14 protein-coding genes are annotated in these 16070 nt (G+C 64.2%); 3 read left to right on the forward strand and 11 right to left on the reverse strand.

Annotated elements, in window-relative coordinates; genetic code table 11:
- The first annotated feature begins 36 nt into the window (after positions 1 to 36).
- Complete coding sequence (locus tag AC1DD3_RS14825) at positions 37 to 1278, forward strand: NAD(P)/FAD-dependent oxidoreductase (protein ID WP_230120223.1); 1242 nt, start codon at positions 37 to 39, stop codon at positions 1276 to 1278.
- 58 nt (positions 1279 to 1336) lie between these two features.
- Positions 1337 to 2566, forward strand: coding sequence for an aromatic ring-hydroxylating oxygenase subunit alpha (locus tag AC1DD3_RS14830; RefSeq protein ID WP_476882006.1), 1230 nt, complete (start codon positions 1337 to 1339; stop codon positions 2564 to 2566).
- Between the two features lie 61 nt (positions 2567 to 2627).
- Here the strand turns inward: AC1DD3_RS14830 and AC1DD3_RS14835 are convergent, their stop codons facing one another.
- The 11 genes from AC1DD3_RS14835 to purU form a co-directional block, all read right to left on the reverse strand.
- Positions 2628 to 3434 (reverse strand): IclR family transcriptional regulator, encoded by an 807-nt coding sequence (locus AC1DD3_RS14835; RefSeq protein WP_230120220.1) that lies wholly within the window; start codon positions 3432 to 3434, stop codon positions 2628 to 2630.
- Positions 3435 to 3615: 181 nt separating this feature from the next.
- Positions 3616 to 4125 (reverse strand): molybdenum cofactor biosynthesis protein MoaE, encoded by a 510-nt coding sequence (locus AC1DD3_RS14840; RefSeq protein WP_476882007.1) that lies wholly within the window; start codon positions 4123 to 4125, stop codon positions 3616 to 3618.
- A 27-nt stretch (positions 4126 to 4152) separates the two neighbouring features.
- On the reverse strand, positions 4153 to 5073 hold the full coding sequence (gene fdhD, locus AC1DD3_RS14845) for a formate dehydrogenase accessory sulfurtransferase FdhD (RefSeq protein WP_230120218.1): 921 nt from the start codon (positions 5071 to 5073) through the stop codon (positions 4153 to 4155).
- A gap of 3 nt (positions 5074 to 5076) precedes the next feature.
- Positions 5077 to 6369 carry a molybdopterin molybdotransferase MoeA gene (locus tag AC1DD3_RS14850; RefSeq protein WP_476882008.1) on the reverse strand — a complete coding sequence of 431 codons (1293 nt, stop codon included), beginning with the start codon at positions 6367 to 6369 and terminating at the stop codon, positions 5077 to 5079.
- Positions 6370 to 6672: 303 nt separating this feature from the next.
- Complete coding sequence (folE, locus tag AC1DD3_RS14855) at positions 6673 to 7272, reverse strand: GTP cyclohydrolase I FolE (protein WP_476876178.1); 600 nt, start codon at positions 7270 to 7272, stop codon at positions 6673 to 6675.
- On the reverse strand, positions 7265 to 9601 hold the full coding sequence (locus AC1DD3_RS14860; RefSeq protein ID WP_476882009.1) for an FdhF/YdeP family oxidoreductase: 2337 nt from the start codon (positions 9599 to 9601) through the stop codon (positions 7265 to 7267). Before AC1DD3_RS14860 ends, folE begins: the two co-directional genes overlap by 8 nt.
- Positions 9602 to 9647: 46 nt before the next feature.
- Complete coding sequence (locus tag AC1DD3_RS14865) at positions 9648 to 9896, reverse strand: hypothetical protein (protein WP_230120209.1); 249 nt, start codon at positions 9894 to 9896, stop codon at positions 9648 to 9650.
- Complete coding sequence (locus AC1DD3_RS14870; protein ID WP_230120208.1) at positions 9893 to 10771, reverse strand: bifunctional 5,10-methylenetetrahydrofolate dehydrogenase/5,10-methenyltetrahydrofolate cyclohydrolase; 879 nt, start codon at positions 10769 to 10771, stop codon at positions 9893 to 9895. Before AC1DD3_RS14870 ends, AC1DD3_RS14865 begins: the two co-directional genes overlap by 4 nt.
- The gene (locus AC1DD3_RS14875; protein WP_230120206.1) at positions 10768 to 11394 is read right to left on the reverse strand and encodes a cyclodeaminase/cyclohydrolase family protein; all 627 of its coding nucleotides are present in this window, start codon (positions 11392 to 11394) and stop codon (positions 10768 to 10770) included. Before AC1DD3_RS14875 ends, AC1DD3_RS14870 begins: the two co-directional genes overlap by 4 nt.
- A gap of 113 nt (positions 11395 to 11507) precedes the next feature.
- Positions 11508 to 14000 (reverse strand): GcvT family protein, encoded by a 2493-nt coding sequence (locus tag AC1DD3_RS14880; protein ID WP_476882010.1) that lies wholly within the window; start codon positions 13998 to 14000, stop codon positions 11508 to 11510.
- 55 nt (positions 14001 to 14055) lie between these two features.
- The gene (gene purU / locus AC1DD3_RS14885) at positions 14056 to 14970 is read right to left on the reverse strand and encodes a formyltetrahydrofolate deformylase (RefSeq protein WP_476876175.1); all 915 of its coding nucleotides are present in this window, start codon (positions 14968 to 14970) and stop codon (positions 14056 to 14058) included.
- A 119-nt stretch (positions 14971 to 15089) separates the two neighbouring features.
- On the opposite strand from purU, the gene AC1DD3_RS14890 reads away from it, so the two are divergent.
- Positions 15090 to 15770 carry a GntR family transcriptional regulator gene (locus AC1DD3_RS14890; RefSeq protein ID WP_230120201.1) on the forward strand — a complete coding sequence of 227 codons (681 nt, stop codon included), beginning with the start codon at positions 15090 to 15092 and terminating at the stop codon, positions 15768 to 15770.
- The last annotated feature ends 300 nt before the right edge of the window (positions 15771 to 16070 follow it).

Genomic DNA, 16070 nt, shown 5'->3' on the forward strand with positions numbered 1-16070 from the left:
TGTTGCTTAAGAAGCAATTGAAAGAGGGTGAGAGAAATGCAGACACTTGCAATCGTGGGAGCCTCCTTGGCCGGTCTTTCCGCCGCGCGGGCAGCCCGCGCCCAAGGCTTCACCGGACGGCTCGTCATCATCGGCGATGAAGAGCACCGCCCGTATGACAGGCCGCCGCTCTCCAAGGACTTCCTGCTGGGGTCGATCACGGCCGAGGATCTGTCCCTGGAAACCGACGGTGACGACCTCGACGCCGAATGGCTGCTGGGTTCACGTGCCGTGTCCCTGGACGCGTCTTCGAAAATTATTGGTCTGGCCAACGGCCAGGTTGTCCAGGCCGATGGCATCGTGATCGCCACCGGCGCACGGGCCCGTCAGCTGCCGGCACTGGCCGGCTTGAGCAACGTCTTTTCCCTGCGCACCCTCGCCGATGCGCAGAGCCTGGCGCCGGAACTGGTGCCGGGAAGCAAAATGGCCGTCATCGGGGCCGGCTTCGTCGGCGCCGAGGTTGCTTCTTCGGCCGCCTCACGTGGCATGGACGTTACCCTCGTTGACACCAAGCCGGTGCCCTTTGCAGCCCAGCTGGGCATGGAGATGGGGTCGGTGGTGGCGGGCCTGCACACCGCCAAAGGTGTCCGGATCATCTCCTCGGCAGTTATTGAAGACTTCTACGCAGGCGAAGGAAACGTGACCGGCCTTCGGCTGGCTGACGGGACGTTCGTGGCTGCGGACGTTGTGGTGGTCGGCATCGGTGCCGAACCCAACGTCGAATGGCTCGCCGGTTCGGGGGTGGACGTCGACGGTGGTGTGTTGTGCGATGCGATGGGGCGGACTAACGTTCCGGGCATTGTGGCGGTGGGGGATTGCGCTGCGTGGTTTGATGCCGCGGTGGATAAGCACCGCCGGGTGGAGCATTGGACGGGGGCCCTGGAGCGGGCGGCGCTGGCGGTGCAGGCGCTGCTGGATAGCCACGCCCCGGCGCAGCCGTTGAAGCCGCCGTATTTCTGGTCGGACCAGCATGGTGTGAAGATCCAGTTCGCTGGCCACTCAGCCGGTTACGACCGCCTGGACGTCGACGCGGGGGATGCTGCCGAGCACAGCCTGCTGGCCGTGTACTACCGGGAGGACGTTCCCGTAGCCGTTTTGGGCATGAACCAGCCACGGCTGTTCACCAAGTGGCGGAGGAGCCTCGCGGCGTCGGCCCCCAAGCCGGCAGCCGCCGTCGTGCCCGAAGTCTCGACGCCGGCGGACGTACCCGCCCTTGCCGGTGCCGCCGTGGGGCTCTAGCCCCAATTTTCCTTCTTGTTTTAGTTGTTTTTTGTGTCTTTGGAATAGGAGAACAAAATTGTCTGTTGAGGTAACCACGCCGAGTCTGATTCCGACCCTGGGCGGTTCTTTGTATACGGATCCGGCTATTTTCCGGGCGGAGCAGGATCGGATTTTCGAGCAGATGTGGTTCTGCGCGATCCGTTCGGCGGATCTGGACAAGCCCGGGGCGTGGCAGACGGTGCAGGTGGGCCGGGAGAGCGTGCTGATCTCGCGGACCCGCAAGGGCCAGATCCGGGCGTTTTACAACGTTTGCCGGCACCGCGGCGTGAAGCTGTGCATGGAGGAAAAGGGCGAAGCGGCCCGCAACTTCCAGTGCCCGTACCACGCCTGGACCTATGACTTTGAGGGCAAGCTGATCGCGGCCCCGAACCTGACCAAGATGCCGGACATCGACCGTGACGAGTACGGCCTGGCCAAGGTCCACATCCGCGAGTACCTGGGCTACGTCTGGGTCTGTCTGGCCGAGGAACCGCCGTCCTTCGAAGAGGAAGTGATGGGCGCGATCGAGGAACGCCTGGGCAGTGTGCACGCGATCGATGGCTATGACGTGGCGAATCTGTCGCTGGGCCGGCGGATCCGGTATGACGTGAAGGCGAACTGGAAGCTCATCATTGAGAACTTCATGGAGTGCTACCACTGCGCCACGATCCACCCGGAGCTGACCGAGGTCCTGCCGGAGTTCGCCGACGGCCTGGCCGCGCAGTACTTCGTGGGCCACGGGGCGGAGTTCGGTGAGGACATCAAGGGCTTCACGGTGGACGGGTCCGAGGGCCTGGACCTGATTCCGGGCGTGGCTGAGGACCAGGACCGGCGGTATTACGCGATCACGATCAAGCCGACCGTGTTCGTGAACCTGGTCCCGGACCACGTGATCATCCACCGGATGTTCCCGATGTCGGCGGATCACACGATCGTCGAATGCGACTGGCTGTACCTGCCCTCGGTGGTGGAGTCCGGCAAGGACGTCACCGCCTCCGTGGAGCTGTTCCACCGGGTGAACATGCAGGACTTCGACGCGTGCGAACGCTGCCAGCCCGGCATGGCCTCCAAGGTGTACTCCAAGGGCGGCGTCCTCGTCCCCAGCGAACACCACATCGGTGCTTTCCACGACTGGGTCCAGGAAAAGGTCGGCGACGTCCCGCTCTCAGGAGAGGCACTGCTGGGCATCACCGAGAACACCCCGCCGCTGGAGGAACGCGCCGAAACCCTCGAACGCAAAGAAACCCCAGCAGCCCCGGCCTCCTAAAAGCACCGGCCACTAACGGCAGAACCAAACACCCGCGATGACCCCGGACCCCGGTCCGGGTTCATCGCCGCGTGTAGCCCATCTTTCCGCTGATGCTCAGGCCGGCGTCCTGGAGGCCCTGGATCAGACCTGGAGTGTTTTCCGGGTCGAAGCGGAAGGCGGGGCCGGAGATGCTGACGGCCCCGATGACCGTCCCGAAGTGGTTATAGATGGGCACTGCAACGGCGTTCAGTCCGATCTCGAATTCCTCGTGAACAACTGCGTAGCCGTCGCGGGAAACGTCGAGGAGCTGGTTCTCCAAAGTATCCCGGTCCGTGATGGTGCGCGGGGTGCGGGCGGGAAGGCCCACCTTCTTGAGGATCCGGGCCCGTTCTTCCACCGGCAGTGCTGCCAGCAGTACTTTCCCGCTGGACGTGGCATGGAGGGGCGTGAGACTGCCCACCCAGTCGTAGGTGGCCAGCGTTGACGGGCCCATGGCCTGGTCCACGTTCACCGCGTAGTTGGAACGCAGGACGGCGAGGTTGACCGTTTCCTTGTATTGGTCTGCAAGGCTCTCCAGGACCGGACGCGCTTCGTGGACCAGGCTCAGCCGGCCGGGAATGGAGCTGGCTAGGCGCAGGATGCCAAAGCCCAGCTGATACTTGCCTCGATCGCTGTTTTGCCGCACGATCTCCCTGGACACGAGGGATCCGAGCAACCGCGAGGCGGTGGACTTGTGAACCCCCATCTCTTCAGCAATATCACTAACGCCTGCGTGTCCGTCCCTGGCGAGGATCTCCAGGATCTGGAGCGCACGGTCGACTGACTGAACGCCTCCGCCTTGGGCGTCCGGATCCCTATCAGTCCCTGTTTCGTCTCTTGCAGCCATCAGAGGTGCTCCCGTTTTGTCGCCGTGACCAGGGGTCAGACTCTGCGTTGTCCCGCCTGCTTCACAAGTCTGATCCTAGACTGCGACGGACGCGCGGCCGTCATTGTCCTACTCGCAGCATCCGTGAACTGAGGTTTCGACAGGCTCAACCGGCGGGGTTCCCTGTCGTTGCCGGGTGTGGTTAGCCGATCTTGATGGCGGCTTCGGCGTCGGAGAGCGCGGCTGCGCCAGCGCCTTCGGCGCCAACCCATTCGACTGTGCCGTCGCTGAAGAACTGTTCTTTCCAGATGGGTAAGCTGGCTTTGACCCGGTCCACGAGCTCAGAGCAGATGGTGAACGCCTGCCGGCGGTGCGCAGCCGATACGGCGCACACCAGGGCCAGGTCGCCGATGCGCAGCGTCCCAACCCGGTGGGCCACCCAGATTCCGACAGGCTGGCCGGCTTCCCCCGAGTGTTCGGCGAGGACGGCAGCCGCGACCTCCGCTATCGCTTTCTGGGCGGTGGGATGGGCGGTGTAGCACAGCCGCTCCACGGCCTTGCCGCCGTCGTGGTTCCGGACCACGCCCCGGAAGCTGACAACTGCACCCGCTGTGGCGCTTTCGACGGCGGCAAGAGCCACGTCCTCAGAGAGGGGATCGGGGCTGAGGATGGCGCCGGCCACTTCTGTACCCGCCACTTCTGTACCGGCCATTGGTTTCCTTTCAGGTAAGACCGGCACCTAGCCCTGGCCCGCCGTCGTCAATGGAGTCGTCAATGGAAGTGCCGCCCGGGGAGGTGCCGTTAGCGCAGGTGCCAGCCGTTCCTGCCCCACATAGGCGTTGAGACTCTTGCCCCGGCTGAAGCCCACGAGTGTTACGCCGGTGTCGGCGGCGAGGTCCGCCGCCAGGCTTGAGGGTGCACTGACCGCGGCCAATACCGGGATGCCGGCGAGGGCTGCCTTTTGAACGAGCTCGAATGATGCCCTGCCCGAGACCTGCAGGACCATTCCGCGCAGGGGCAGAAGCCCTTCGCGCAGCGCCCACCCGATCACCTTGTCCACGGCATTGTGGCGGCCCACGTCCTCGCGGAGGCAAAGGAGCTCCGCTTCTCCGCGGTCGCCGATCTTGAACAGTCCTGCTGCGTGGACGCCGCCGGTTTTGTCGAACAATGCCTGGGCTTCGCGCAACTGTTCGGGCAGCCGCGCGAGCACGTCGACCGGCACGCGCAGCTGGTCCTCATGGAGGTCGTAGGTGAGGGTTTTGCGGACGGCTTCGATGGATGTGCTGCCACAGATGCCGCAGGAGCTGGACGTGTATACGTGCCGGCCAGTGTCCGGCAGTGCCAGGCCGGGACGGAACTGCGCTTCAACGACGTTGAAGGTTTGCCTGCCGGTTTCATCCTCGCCGGCGCAAAAGCGGAGCGACACGAGATCCGCCTGGCTGCTGATGATGCCCTCAGAGACGAGAAAACCGGCAACGAGGTCGAAGTCGTCCCCGGGCGTCCGCATCGTCACGGCAAATGACAGGTCTTTGAAACGGACCTCCAGTGGTTCCTCGGCCGCCAGCACGTCTTCGCGTACCCGTACGGGATATGCGATAGCGGCCTCGGAGCCGTCCAGCAGGTACCTGTGGACCTTCCGCCGCTGGGTCATGCGTGCCACGTCCTAGTCCTCCCCGATCAATCTGCCAGGAAGCGCCGGACGCAGGTCCGGGCGCCACGGGAGCGCAAAGGCCGGAACCGGTTCCCGTAGCTGAACGCCCGCCGACGGAACCACCATGACGCCGTCGGCGGTGGCCAGCCCGCGCATCATCCCGGGCCCCGTGTAGTGGGCCGGTGTCGCCAGGCCGTTGACCCAGCGGAACGGCATGAGCCGTGTGGATGCCGTGTGGGCGTCGATTACCGTGCCGCACGGCAGCCGGCTGATGCCGGCCAGGGGCTGATTGCCGAGCGCGGCCAGGAGCGGACCGCCAATGGTGAAGAGCGCCATCAGGGCAGCGAGCGGGTTGCCGGGAAGTCCGACGACGAATCGGCCATTGGGCAGTTTGCCCAAGGCGGCGGGGTGGCCCGGTCGCATGGCGATGCCGTCGATGAGGAGCCGTCCGCCGAGAGCGGCCACGGCTTTGCGGAAATGGTCAGCGCCGGAGCGCCCTGTCCCGCCGGTGGTCACGACCACGTCGGGCCATTGGCCCATCGGCGCTTCGGAGGCACCCAGTGCTGTGAGCCATTCCTCGTAGGAGTCCCCGATGCGGACCAGTGGCCCCGGGACACCCCCGAGCATCTGGATGATGGTGCGGAACTGGGGGCCGAAGGCATCCCTGACCTGTCCCGGCACCGGAATCCTCGCCGTGACCACCTCTGCGCCAGTGATAAGCATTTTCACCAGCGGTTTGCCGCGCACTGTCAGTTGATCGAAGCCGGCGACGGCCGCCAGTGCGATATGCGCAGGGTTCAGGGCTGTCCCGGCGGGGATCAGCACCTCGCCGGCGGCCGCTTCCTCGCCCGATTTACGGATGTGCTGGCCAGGGCGGGGTTCACCGGGGGACGCCGCGTCGCCCACTATCAGGATGGCCTGGCCGCCTGCGCCGTCCGCAAGCCGTCCGCTCTCGACACGGAGCACAGACTGGGAGCCCGGAGGGATCACGCCACCTGTGACCACCGGGCTGGCCTCACCGGGACCGAGGGGTTTTCCTGGTTCCGTCAGCGCCCACGGGCCGGCACCGTTAACCGTCCAGCCGTCCATGGCGGACGAGGCGTAGTGGGGCATCTCCTGAAGCGCGCTGAGGTCAGCGGCCAGGATTCTTCCGTTCGCCTCCCCGAGTGGAATCCGTTCTGGTCCAAGGGGCGTGGCGCAGTCGAAGGCCAGACGGCGTGCTTCCGCCCAGGTGTGCTCCCCGTCAGCGGCACGCCCGCCGGCCATGCCCGGCCTGTCGACGGGGTGAAGGGTTAGAGCTACCACTGGTCGTCCCTTCGTTGGTGGCTTGGTTTGTTGGATCGGCGGGGCAGCCACGCGGTGGCGGCGCTTCTGGGATTGGCGCCGCACCTGCTCGTTCCCCGAAAGCGGTGTTCCGGCGCTTACCTCCCCAGGTATTCAGGCCTCCGAAACACCGTTCACGGGGAACGTACTTGCCGCATGGATTTGGGGACTTTGTCCCGCACTGCAGCGGCACCATCTGATATTCCAAATATATCTTAAAGATATATCAGAGAACAGAGGCGGCGCCCGTCCGATTTTCGAAGGACCGCCATCACCCCATCGCGGTCAGCGGCCCAAGATCAGGCTGAGTGCCTCCGCGCGGGCTGCCGGCAGGCGCAGCTGTCCGCGCACCGCCGAGGTAATGGTCTTCGCGCCCGGCTTCCGGACGCCCCTCATGGACATGCAGAGATGCTCGCATTCCACCACTACGATCGCCCCCAGCGGCCGGAGGGACGATACGAGCGAATCCACCACCTGGGTGGTCAGGCGTTCCTGCACCTGCGGTCTGCGCGCAAACGCATCCACCAGCCTGGCCAGCTTGCTGAGGCCTGTTACCACTCCGTCCGCCGACGGGATGTAGCCAACGTGGGCCACACCGTGGAAGGGCACCAGGTGGTGCTCGCAGGTTGAGTAGAAAGGAATGTCCTTAACCAGGACCAGTTCCTCATGTCCTAGGTCGAATGTCCTGTCCAGTACCGTGGCTGGATCCTCGTGGAGGCCGCCGTACATTTCCACTGCGGCGCGGGCCACGCGTGCCGGAGTCTCAGCCAGGCCAGGCCTGTCGGGGTCCTCGCCGACGGCCAAAAGGAACTCCCGGACCGCCCGCTCCACCCGCGGGCGGTCCACCCCCTTGCGGCGCAGCAAGGTATCAGGGGCATCAAGCATGAAGCCGCGCTCCTGCCGGTTCCAGCCGCACGACGACGGACTTGGACGTCGGGGTGCCGCTGGTGTCAGCGACGGAGTCCAGCGGCACCAGCACGTTGGTTTCCGGGTAGTACGAGGCTGCGCAACCCTTGGGCGTCGAGTAGCTTACGATGCGGAAATCCTCCGCCCTGCGCTCTGTTCCCCGGAACTCTGAAACCAGGTCCACCATGTCCCCGTCCGCGTAGCCCATCTCGGCTATGTCCGCCTCGTTGACCAGCACCACGCGCCGGCCTCCGTGAATTCCGCGGTATCGGTCGTCCTTGCCGTAGATGGTGGTGTTGTACTGGTCGTGTGAACGCAGGGTCTGCAGGATCAGCCGGCCGGGCGGGACCCGAAGGTACTCCAGGGCATTCGACGTGAAGTGCGCCTTGCCGGACAGTGTCTTGAATCCCCTTTTGTCCCGCGGCGGGTGGGGCAGAACGAAACCGCCGGGGTGCTGGATTCTCTCCTCGAAATTCTCGAAGCCATCAAAGACAGCTTCGATGTGCTGCCTGATCAGGGAGTAGTCATCCCGGAGGGAGAGCCAGTCGGCTGCCGGCGTGTTGGAAAGGGGGAGGCCGGCGTCGGTGAACACTTTGTGCGCGAGGTTGCAGACGATGGCGACCTCGGACATTAGGTGCTCGCTGGCGGGCTTGAGCCGGCCGCGGGATGCATGGACAGCGCTCATGGAATCCTCCACGGTAACCCTCTGGTCGCCGGACCGCTGGGTATCCCGCTCAGTGCGGCCCAGCGTTGGGAGAATCAGGGCGCGTTTTCCTGTCGAAAGGTGCGAGTGATTCAGTTTCGTCGAGATCTGCACAGTCAGCCGGGTATTGGCCAGGGCCTTCTCGGTGGCATCCGAGTCCGGAGCCGCCCGGACGAAGTTCCCGCCCATGCCCACGAACAGCCGGACTTTTCCGTCCCGCATCGCCCGGATCGCAGCGACGGTGTCGTAGCCGTGCGCCCGGGGTGAGCGGAACTGGAATTCCTGGTCGAGCCGGTCGTGAAACGCTGCCGGCATCTGTTCGAAGATGCCCATGGTCCGGTCGCCCTGGACATTGGAGTGTCCGCGAACCGGGCAAACACCGGCTCCGGGCTTGCCGATGTTGCCCTGCAGCAGCAGGACGTTGACGACGTCCCGAAGCGTAGGCACTGAGTGTTTGTGCTGTGTCAGGCCCATCGCCCAGCAGACGATGGTCGACCCTGATGCCAGGAGGCGTTCACCGGTGGCGGCGATCTGTTCCATGGTCAGCCCGGTCGCCTCGACGATTTCGTCCCACTGCACCTGTTCCAACTGCGAAAGGTAGGACTCCACGCCGACCGTATGGTTCTTGATGAAGTCGTGGTCAAGGACCGTTGTCAAGCCCGGGCTGTTCCTGCCTGCACGTTCTGCTTCCAGCAGGTATTTCCCAAGACCCTGGAAGAGTGCCTGGTCGCCACCGGCCCGGATCTGCAGGAAATCGTCCGTCAGTTGCGAGCCCACCAGCATCCCCGAGATGTTCTGCGGGTTCTCGAAGTGAAGCAGTCCGGCCTCGGGGAGCGGGTTGACGGAGACGATGGCCGCGCCGTTTTTCTTTGCCTTCTCCAGGGCGCTGAGCATGCGCGGATGATTCGTTCCCGGGTTCTGGCCCGCCACGAAGATGAGGGACGCCGTTTCCAGATCCTTGAGGCTGACGGAACCTTTGCCGATGCCCATGGTCTCCACCAACGCCGAGCCGGAGGACTCGTGGCACATGTTTGAACAGTCCGGGAGGTTGTTCGTGCCCACGCCGCGCACAAGCAGCTGGTACACGAATGCGGCCTCGTTGGACGTCCTGCCGGACGTGTAGAAAACGCCCTGGTCCGGGTGGTCCATGTCTCTGAGTTCCTGGGCGACCAGTTCCAGGGCTTCGTCCCAGCCGATGGGCCTGTAGTGGCACGCGCCCTCATCCAGGACCATTGGGTGGGTCAGCCTTCCCTGCTGTCCGAGCCAGTAGTCATCACGCGTCTTCAGGTCGGCAACGGAATGCCTTGCGAAGAATTCCGGGGTGACCCGGCGGCGGGTAGCTTCCTCTGCCACCGCCTTTGCGCCGTTCTCGCAGAATTCCGCTGCATTGCGCTTCTCGTGTTCCGGCCAGGCGCAGCCCATGCAGTCAAATCCGTCGATCTGGTTGACGGCGATGAGTGTCTGGACGCTGCGCAGCGGGCCCATCTGCTCCAGGGATATTTTCAGGGCGCTGGCCACCGCGGGGATGCCTACGGCCTTGGTTTTCGGTTTGCTGACAGTCAGCTTTGACTCGTCGATATTCTCGCGTGGTGCTTTGGAAGCCATTGGCTCTTCCTTCAGATCTTTGCCGGGCAGTAGGGGTGTGCTTGGCCTATGGAACTTCGACCGTGATGATGTCGCCGTTCTCGCGGAAGAACATACGGCGGCCACCCCCGAAGGTCAGAACCAGCCAGATGATGCGGCCGTCCTCTGTCAGGTCGTCGATCCAGCCGCTGTGGGGAACTGTGTAGGACTCCAGCACCGTGACGAAATCGCCTGGCATGAGCGCGGTCCAGTCGGCCACGACCTTTGTGCTGGCGGAATGAAGCGCCGTGCGGCGTGCCATTAGTGCGTCGGTCATGGTGTGAGTACAGGCGTCCGGGCCGCGCGTGTCTGGTCCCGCGCCGCTTCGGCGGTGTGGAGAAGCAGCAGCGCCGTCGTGACTGAGCCGACGCCGCCTGGGACCGGCGTCAGCGCTGAAGCCACCGTCCGGACGCTGGCTTCGTCGACATCGCCGGCGAGCGAGCCGTCGGAAAGCACATTGGTTCCCACATCGATGACCACCGAGTGTTCCGAAACATCCGTCCCGGTGAGCAGCCCGGTGCGGCCGGCCGCAACAACCACGACGTCGGCCGCCTTGGTGTACTTCGCGAGAGGGCCGGACTTCGAGTGGCAGACGGTGGTGGTGGCGTCCTTCTGCAAAAGCAGCAGGGACAGGGGCTTGCCCACCACAGTTGAACGGCCCACCACCACCACGTTGCGGCCCGCCACCGGAATCTCAAAGTGGTCCAGCATTTCTACAACGGCCCGTGCCGTAGCCGGTGCGAAGGCGCGTTCCCCTACGGCCAGCAGTCCCAGGCTCAACGGGTTTGCGCCGTCGACGTCCTTTTCCGGGGAGATGTACTTGACCAGTTCCGGGGTTCTGACGCACGGAGGCAGGGGAGTCTGCAGGATGATGCCATTGACCGAAGGCTCGGCACTGAGGTCCTTCAACACGGCAATGAGTACCTGTTCAGTCGCGTCGTGGCCGACGTCGATAATCCTGCAGCCGATGCCGGCGTTTTCGGCGGCGCGCTCTATGGAGCGCACATACCAGTGGGTCGAGCTGTCCTCAGTGGCAACCACGACGGCGAGGGTAGGGCCTGAGCCCTCCTCGGCCAGGGCCTTGGCCTGGGCTGTCGCCTGCTGCTGAATCAGCTTGGCAAGAGGCTTGCCGGAGAGCAAAGATGCCGTCACCGGAGGATCCTTTCCCGCACCTGGCGTGAGAGCGAGTCCGCCGCCAGGACGACTTTTTCTTCGAGGCCGTCCGTCTGTTCCGCCAGCGAGGCGTGCGCCTGGGTGTCCTTGATGGCCACCACATTGATGTCGATGTTGACGCGGGCCGTAGTCGCCGCTGCCCTGGCCGCGTCGGCGGCTGCGGCAATGTCGCTGATGACGTTCGGGTTCGCAATATCCAGAAGTTCAGCGGCGAGCTCCACGACGGCGCCCGCCAGCTTGATCAGACGGACCGGCGGTTGGGCGGCCTGAACAAGTGCGTTTTGGATGGCGGCCGCACGCGTCTCACGGTCGGCCTCGCTTGCCGCCGGCAGCTTGTAAGAGGTGATGACGGCTTTGAAGGCGGCTTCGTCGGCGTCGGCCAGCTCCAACGTCTCGCCGGTGAGCCGGTCGGCTGCGGCAATGATTCTGGACGTCGTCTGTGCGTGCTGCTCATATTTGCCGCCGCTGCTGAACCTGGCCACCATGGCCACCAGGGCTGCACCTTGCGCAGCATGGAGCGCTGCGGCCGCGCCGCCACCAGGGGTGGGCCTCCGTGAAGCAAGCCTGCCGAGGTAGTCATTAAGTGTTTCTGAACCGATCATTTTTCCATTCCTGGGCTGGTTGAGGCTGGGGGCGGAACGGGGGCTGCACGCAGCCCGGCTCCCGTTGCGAGGATGAGCCGGGCTGCGTGCCCCCAAATGGCCTTGCGGGCTGATTACCCGCGGAGCCTGGTCATCTTCGGGTCGTACAGGGGCTCTTCCGAAACGGTGGCCCTGATACGCCGTCCGAAGTATTCGATCTCGACGGCATCGCCGACGGAAACGGTGGCCGGAAGGTAGGCGTAGGCAATCGGCTTGGCCACGGTGTATCCGTAAGCGGCGCTGGTCACGTAACCGACTGCCTGCTCCTTGTAGAAAACGGGTTCCTTGCCCAGGACGATGGACCGGCCGTCGTCGATGGTCAGACAGCGCAGCCGCCGGGCGGAGCCCTCCTCGGTCCGGCCCTCGAGCGCGCCCTTGCCGATGAAGCTGTCTTTGGACATCTTCACGGCGAACCCGAGACCCGCTTCGAAGGGGTCGTGCTCCGTGGTCATGTCCGTTCCCCAGGAGCGGTACCCCTTTTCGAGGCGGAGGGAGCTGAATGCCGCCCGTCCGGCCGCGATGACGCCAAAGGGCTGTCCTGCCTGCCAGAGCGCATCCCACAGCTTCTGTCCGTTGTCGGCGCTGGTGTACAGTTCCCAGCCAAGTTCGCCAACATAGGACAAACGCATGGCCGTGACCGGGACCCCGCCAATGACAACGCTCTTGGCCCGGAAGTACTTCAGGCCGTCGTTGGAGAAGTCATCCTCGCTGACCCCGCTGACCAGGTCGCGGGCCAAAGGCCCCCACAGGCCGATGCAGCAGGTGCCTCCCGTGGTGTCGCGCACCTGGACCCAATCAGCGGCGGACCCGCTTTGCGTCTGGTGCCGGGCTGCCCTCGTGAAGTAGGCGGTGTCGATGTTGCCGTTGGCTCCGAGCTGGAAGGTGTCCTCGCTCAGGCGGGCTACTGTGATGTCGCTCCGCACACCACCTGCGTGGTCGAGCAGAAGCGTGTAGGTGACGGCCCCCGGCTTCTTGTTCAGGTCCGCAGTTGTCAGCTCCTGAAGCAGCTTCAGGGCTCCGGGACCGGACACTTCCAGCCGTTTGAGCGGCGTCATGTCATACATTGCGACTGCGGTGCGGGTCTTCCACGCTTCAGCGGCAGCAATGGGGGAGCTGAACATCTGGGACCAGGTGTCCCGGGCCGGCGGCAGCCATTCCGCCGGCATCTCCTTGAGGAGGGCGGCATTTGATTCGAACCAGTAGGGCCGCTCCCAGCCGCCGGACTCCAGGAAGAAGCCCCCCAGCTCCTTGTGCCGGGCGTGGAACGGGCTGACGCGAAGGTTGCGCGGGGAGAGGCGGGGCTGGAGCGGGTGAAGGACGTCGTAAATTTCCACGAAGTTCTGCTGCGAGGTCTCGCTGACGTATTCGGGGGTGAGCTGGACGTCCTCGAAGCGGGTGATGTCGCATTCACCCAGGTCGGTTTCGGACTTGCCCGTGGTCAGCAGTTCGGCCATCGCCTTGGCAACGCCGGCCGAGTGCGTGACCCAGACCGCTTCAGCGACAAAGAAGCCGTCGAGTTCCTTGGACTCCCCAAGGAGCGGTCCGCCGTCGGGGGTGAAGGAGAAGATGCCGTTAAAGCCATCCTCGATTTCGCTCTTCGCCAGTCCGGGAAGGAGCTCCTTCGAGGCTTCCCAAGCCGGCAAGAAGTCCTCCAGCGTGAAGTCGAGGCGGGACGGCATGTTGTGTTCGCTGACGCTCTCGGGGGCGTAGGTTCCCAGAGTGTCGACGTCGACGGGCATGGGGCGGTGGGCATAGGAGCCGATGCCGTAGCGTTCGCCGTGTTCGCGGTAGTAGAGGTCCTGGTCCTGGTGGCGCAGGATGGGCAGCGTGGCTCCGTTGGGCAGTTCATTGCGGCCGTTCAGCTCGGGCACGGCAGTGGTCTTCACGTACTGGTGGGCCAGCGGGAGCAGGGGAACGGACATGCCGATCATGGCGCCGATCTTGGCTCCCCAAAAGCCGGCGCATGAGATGACGATGTCGGCCGGAATGACGCCCTCGGAGGTCTCGACGCCGGTAACCCGCCGTCCGGACTGTTCGATTCCTGTCACGGCCGTGGAGCCACGGTACTTGACTCCCGCCGCCTCTGTGCGTTTGATCAGCAGCTGAACGGCGCCTGCGGCACTTGCCAGGCCGTCACTTGGAACGTGGAGGCCGCCGAGAATGTTCTCCTCGTTCAGGAGCGGGTAGAGCTCCTTGCACTCGGCAGAGGAGAGAATACTTCCTTCGATTCCCCAGGAGGAGGCATAGCCCAGCTTCCGCTTCAGGTCAGCGAGACGGGTTTCGGTGGTCGCGATTTCCAGGCCGCCCACCTGGTTGAAGCAGCTGACGCCGTCCTCTGTAAGGGACAGCAGCTTCTCCACTGTGTACTTGGCGAAGGACGCCATGGTCTTGGAGGGATTCGTCTGGAACACCAGGCCCGGAGCGTGGGAGGTGGATCCGCCGGGCATGTTCAAAGGCCCCTGGTCCAGGACTGTGATGTTGTTCCATCCCCGGGCGACCAGTTCGTCGGCGAGATTCGTCCCGACGATGCCAGCTCCGATGATGACAATTCGTGGCGTCGATGCCATGTGGTTTCTCCTGCTGATTTGGGTTGTGGGCTTCTGCGGCCTGTAGGTGGCTGCTTTAGCGGAAGACGATTGTGCTGGCCTGGTCTATCAGCACACGGTGTTCGCAGTGCCAGCGAACGGCTCGCGCCAGGGCCAGGGCCTCAGCGTCCTGGCCGATGGTGGAGAGCGTGGTCGGCCTGAAACTGTGATCGACGCGGATGACTTCCTGCTCGATGATCGGGCCCTCGTCGAGGTCGGCCGTGACGTAGTGGGCGGTTGCGCCCACAAGCTTGACTCCGCGGTCGTAGGCCTGGTGGTAGGGGCGTGCTCCCTTGAATCCCGGTAGGAACGAGTGGTGGATGTTGATTGCCCTGCCCGTGAGCGACCGGCACAGCTCATTGGAAAGGACCTGCATGTAGCGGGCCAGGACAACCAGGTCGATGTTGTACTCATCCACGAGCTCGAGCAGCCGGCGCTCGGCATCCTGTTTCGTTTCCGGCGTCACGGGGATGTGAATGAAGGGCAGGCCGGCAGCCTCGGCCATCGCCCGGTGCGTTTCGTGATTGGAAACCACCAGAACCAGATCGCCGCCGAGGCTGCCGCCCCGCCAGCGGAAAATCAGGTCGTTAAGGCAGTGTCCGAACTTGGAAACCATGACCAGAACGCGCTGCTTGGTTTCGTCGTGCACTTGGAACCTCATGTCGAAGCGTTCCGCGATGGGGTGGAACTCCTCTTCAAGCCTTTCCGGGGCATAAGCCGCAGTTCCGGAGAAGGCAGTGCGCAGGTGCAGGGTCTGGCGGAGGCCGTCGTCGAACTGCTGGTGCTCTTCGATGTTGAAACCCCGCTCAAACAGGAACGTGGTCACTGCCTGAACGATGCCGGGACGCTCGACGCATGACAATGTGAGTACGAACCTGCTGGTCTTGGCTTCTCCAGTGGCTTCTGCCTGCGGAGCTGGCCTGGTTTCTGGGGACGCGGCCACTGCGGTCATGCCTCTCCTTCAGATATATGGTTGACCACCTTATTGATATATCAGGGGTGATGGCCAGCGTATACTGGTGAACGGACGAGGTCAATAGTCGAATTTTGGCCGATGAGAGAGGCGGAGCGGTGGCGTTTGAAGCTTTCGCGGTGACGGAGGCCGGAGTCTCGAAATCCTTGGCTGATGTGGCCTACGAACGGATACGTGACAGTCTGTTGACCCTGGAGATCCGTCCTGGTGATCCGCTCTACGACGAGGGGATTGCCAAGGAACTCGGTGTGGGACGGACTCCCGTGAGGGAAGCGCTGAAACGGCTTGAAGTGGACCGGCTCGTTGTGACCTATCCGAGGCGTGGCACTTTCGCGACGCGCGTGGAGGTGACGGACCTCGCGTTCATCTCGGAAATCAGGGCTCAGCTTGAGCCCCTCGCGGCTGCCCGTGCCGCCAGGGTGGGCACGGCGGCAGCGCGGGACCGGCTCCGCCTCATCGTGGCGGAAGTGGAGTCCTTTGACGTGGACAGCGCATCTGTTGTGGAGACGTTGCGGCTGGACGCCCGGGTGCACCAGGGAATTTATGCTGCAGCGGCGAATCCGCACCTGGAAGACGTGCTGATCCGCTACGACAACCTCGCAACGCGGATTTGGTGCATGGTGCTGGACAGGCTGCCAAACCTTTCCCGGCATGTGCATGAGCACGTCGACCTGCTTGAAGCTGTGATCGACGGAGACGAGGCCCGTGCCGCAGAGCTGGCCCGCGTTCACGTCGATGGCTTCGAGAAGGCCGTGCGGACAGCGCTGTTTGCCGCCTAGCCAGGACGACGGCGGGATGGTGCCCGCCCTTTGAAGCGCGCCCATCCTAACGGGTGGGTGGCGCCGCCCGCTTTGGTGGTTCAACGCTCCCTGCGCAGGTGACAGCCTTAGGAGCAAATCCCCTGTGGCAAAAATGCGCCTTGGCGCGTCAGCCACTGAAAGCTAAGGCACTAAACCAACCATGCCAGATACTTTGAACGGCAGAAGGTCAGCGGGCAGGAGCGGGAACCCTTTGCGGGATCCGCGGGACCGCCGTCTGAACCGGATTGCCGGACCGTCGTCGCTCGTGCTCTTCGGAGT

It is taken from the genome of Arthrobacter sp. 05T444 (assembly GCF_056395905.1).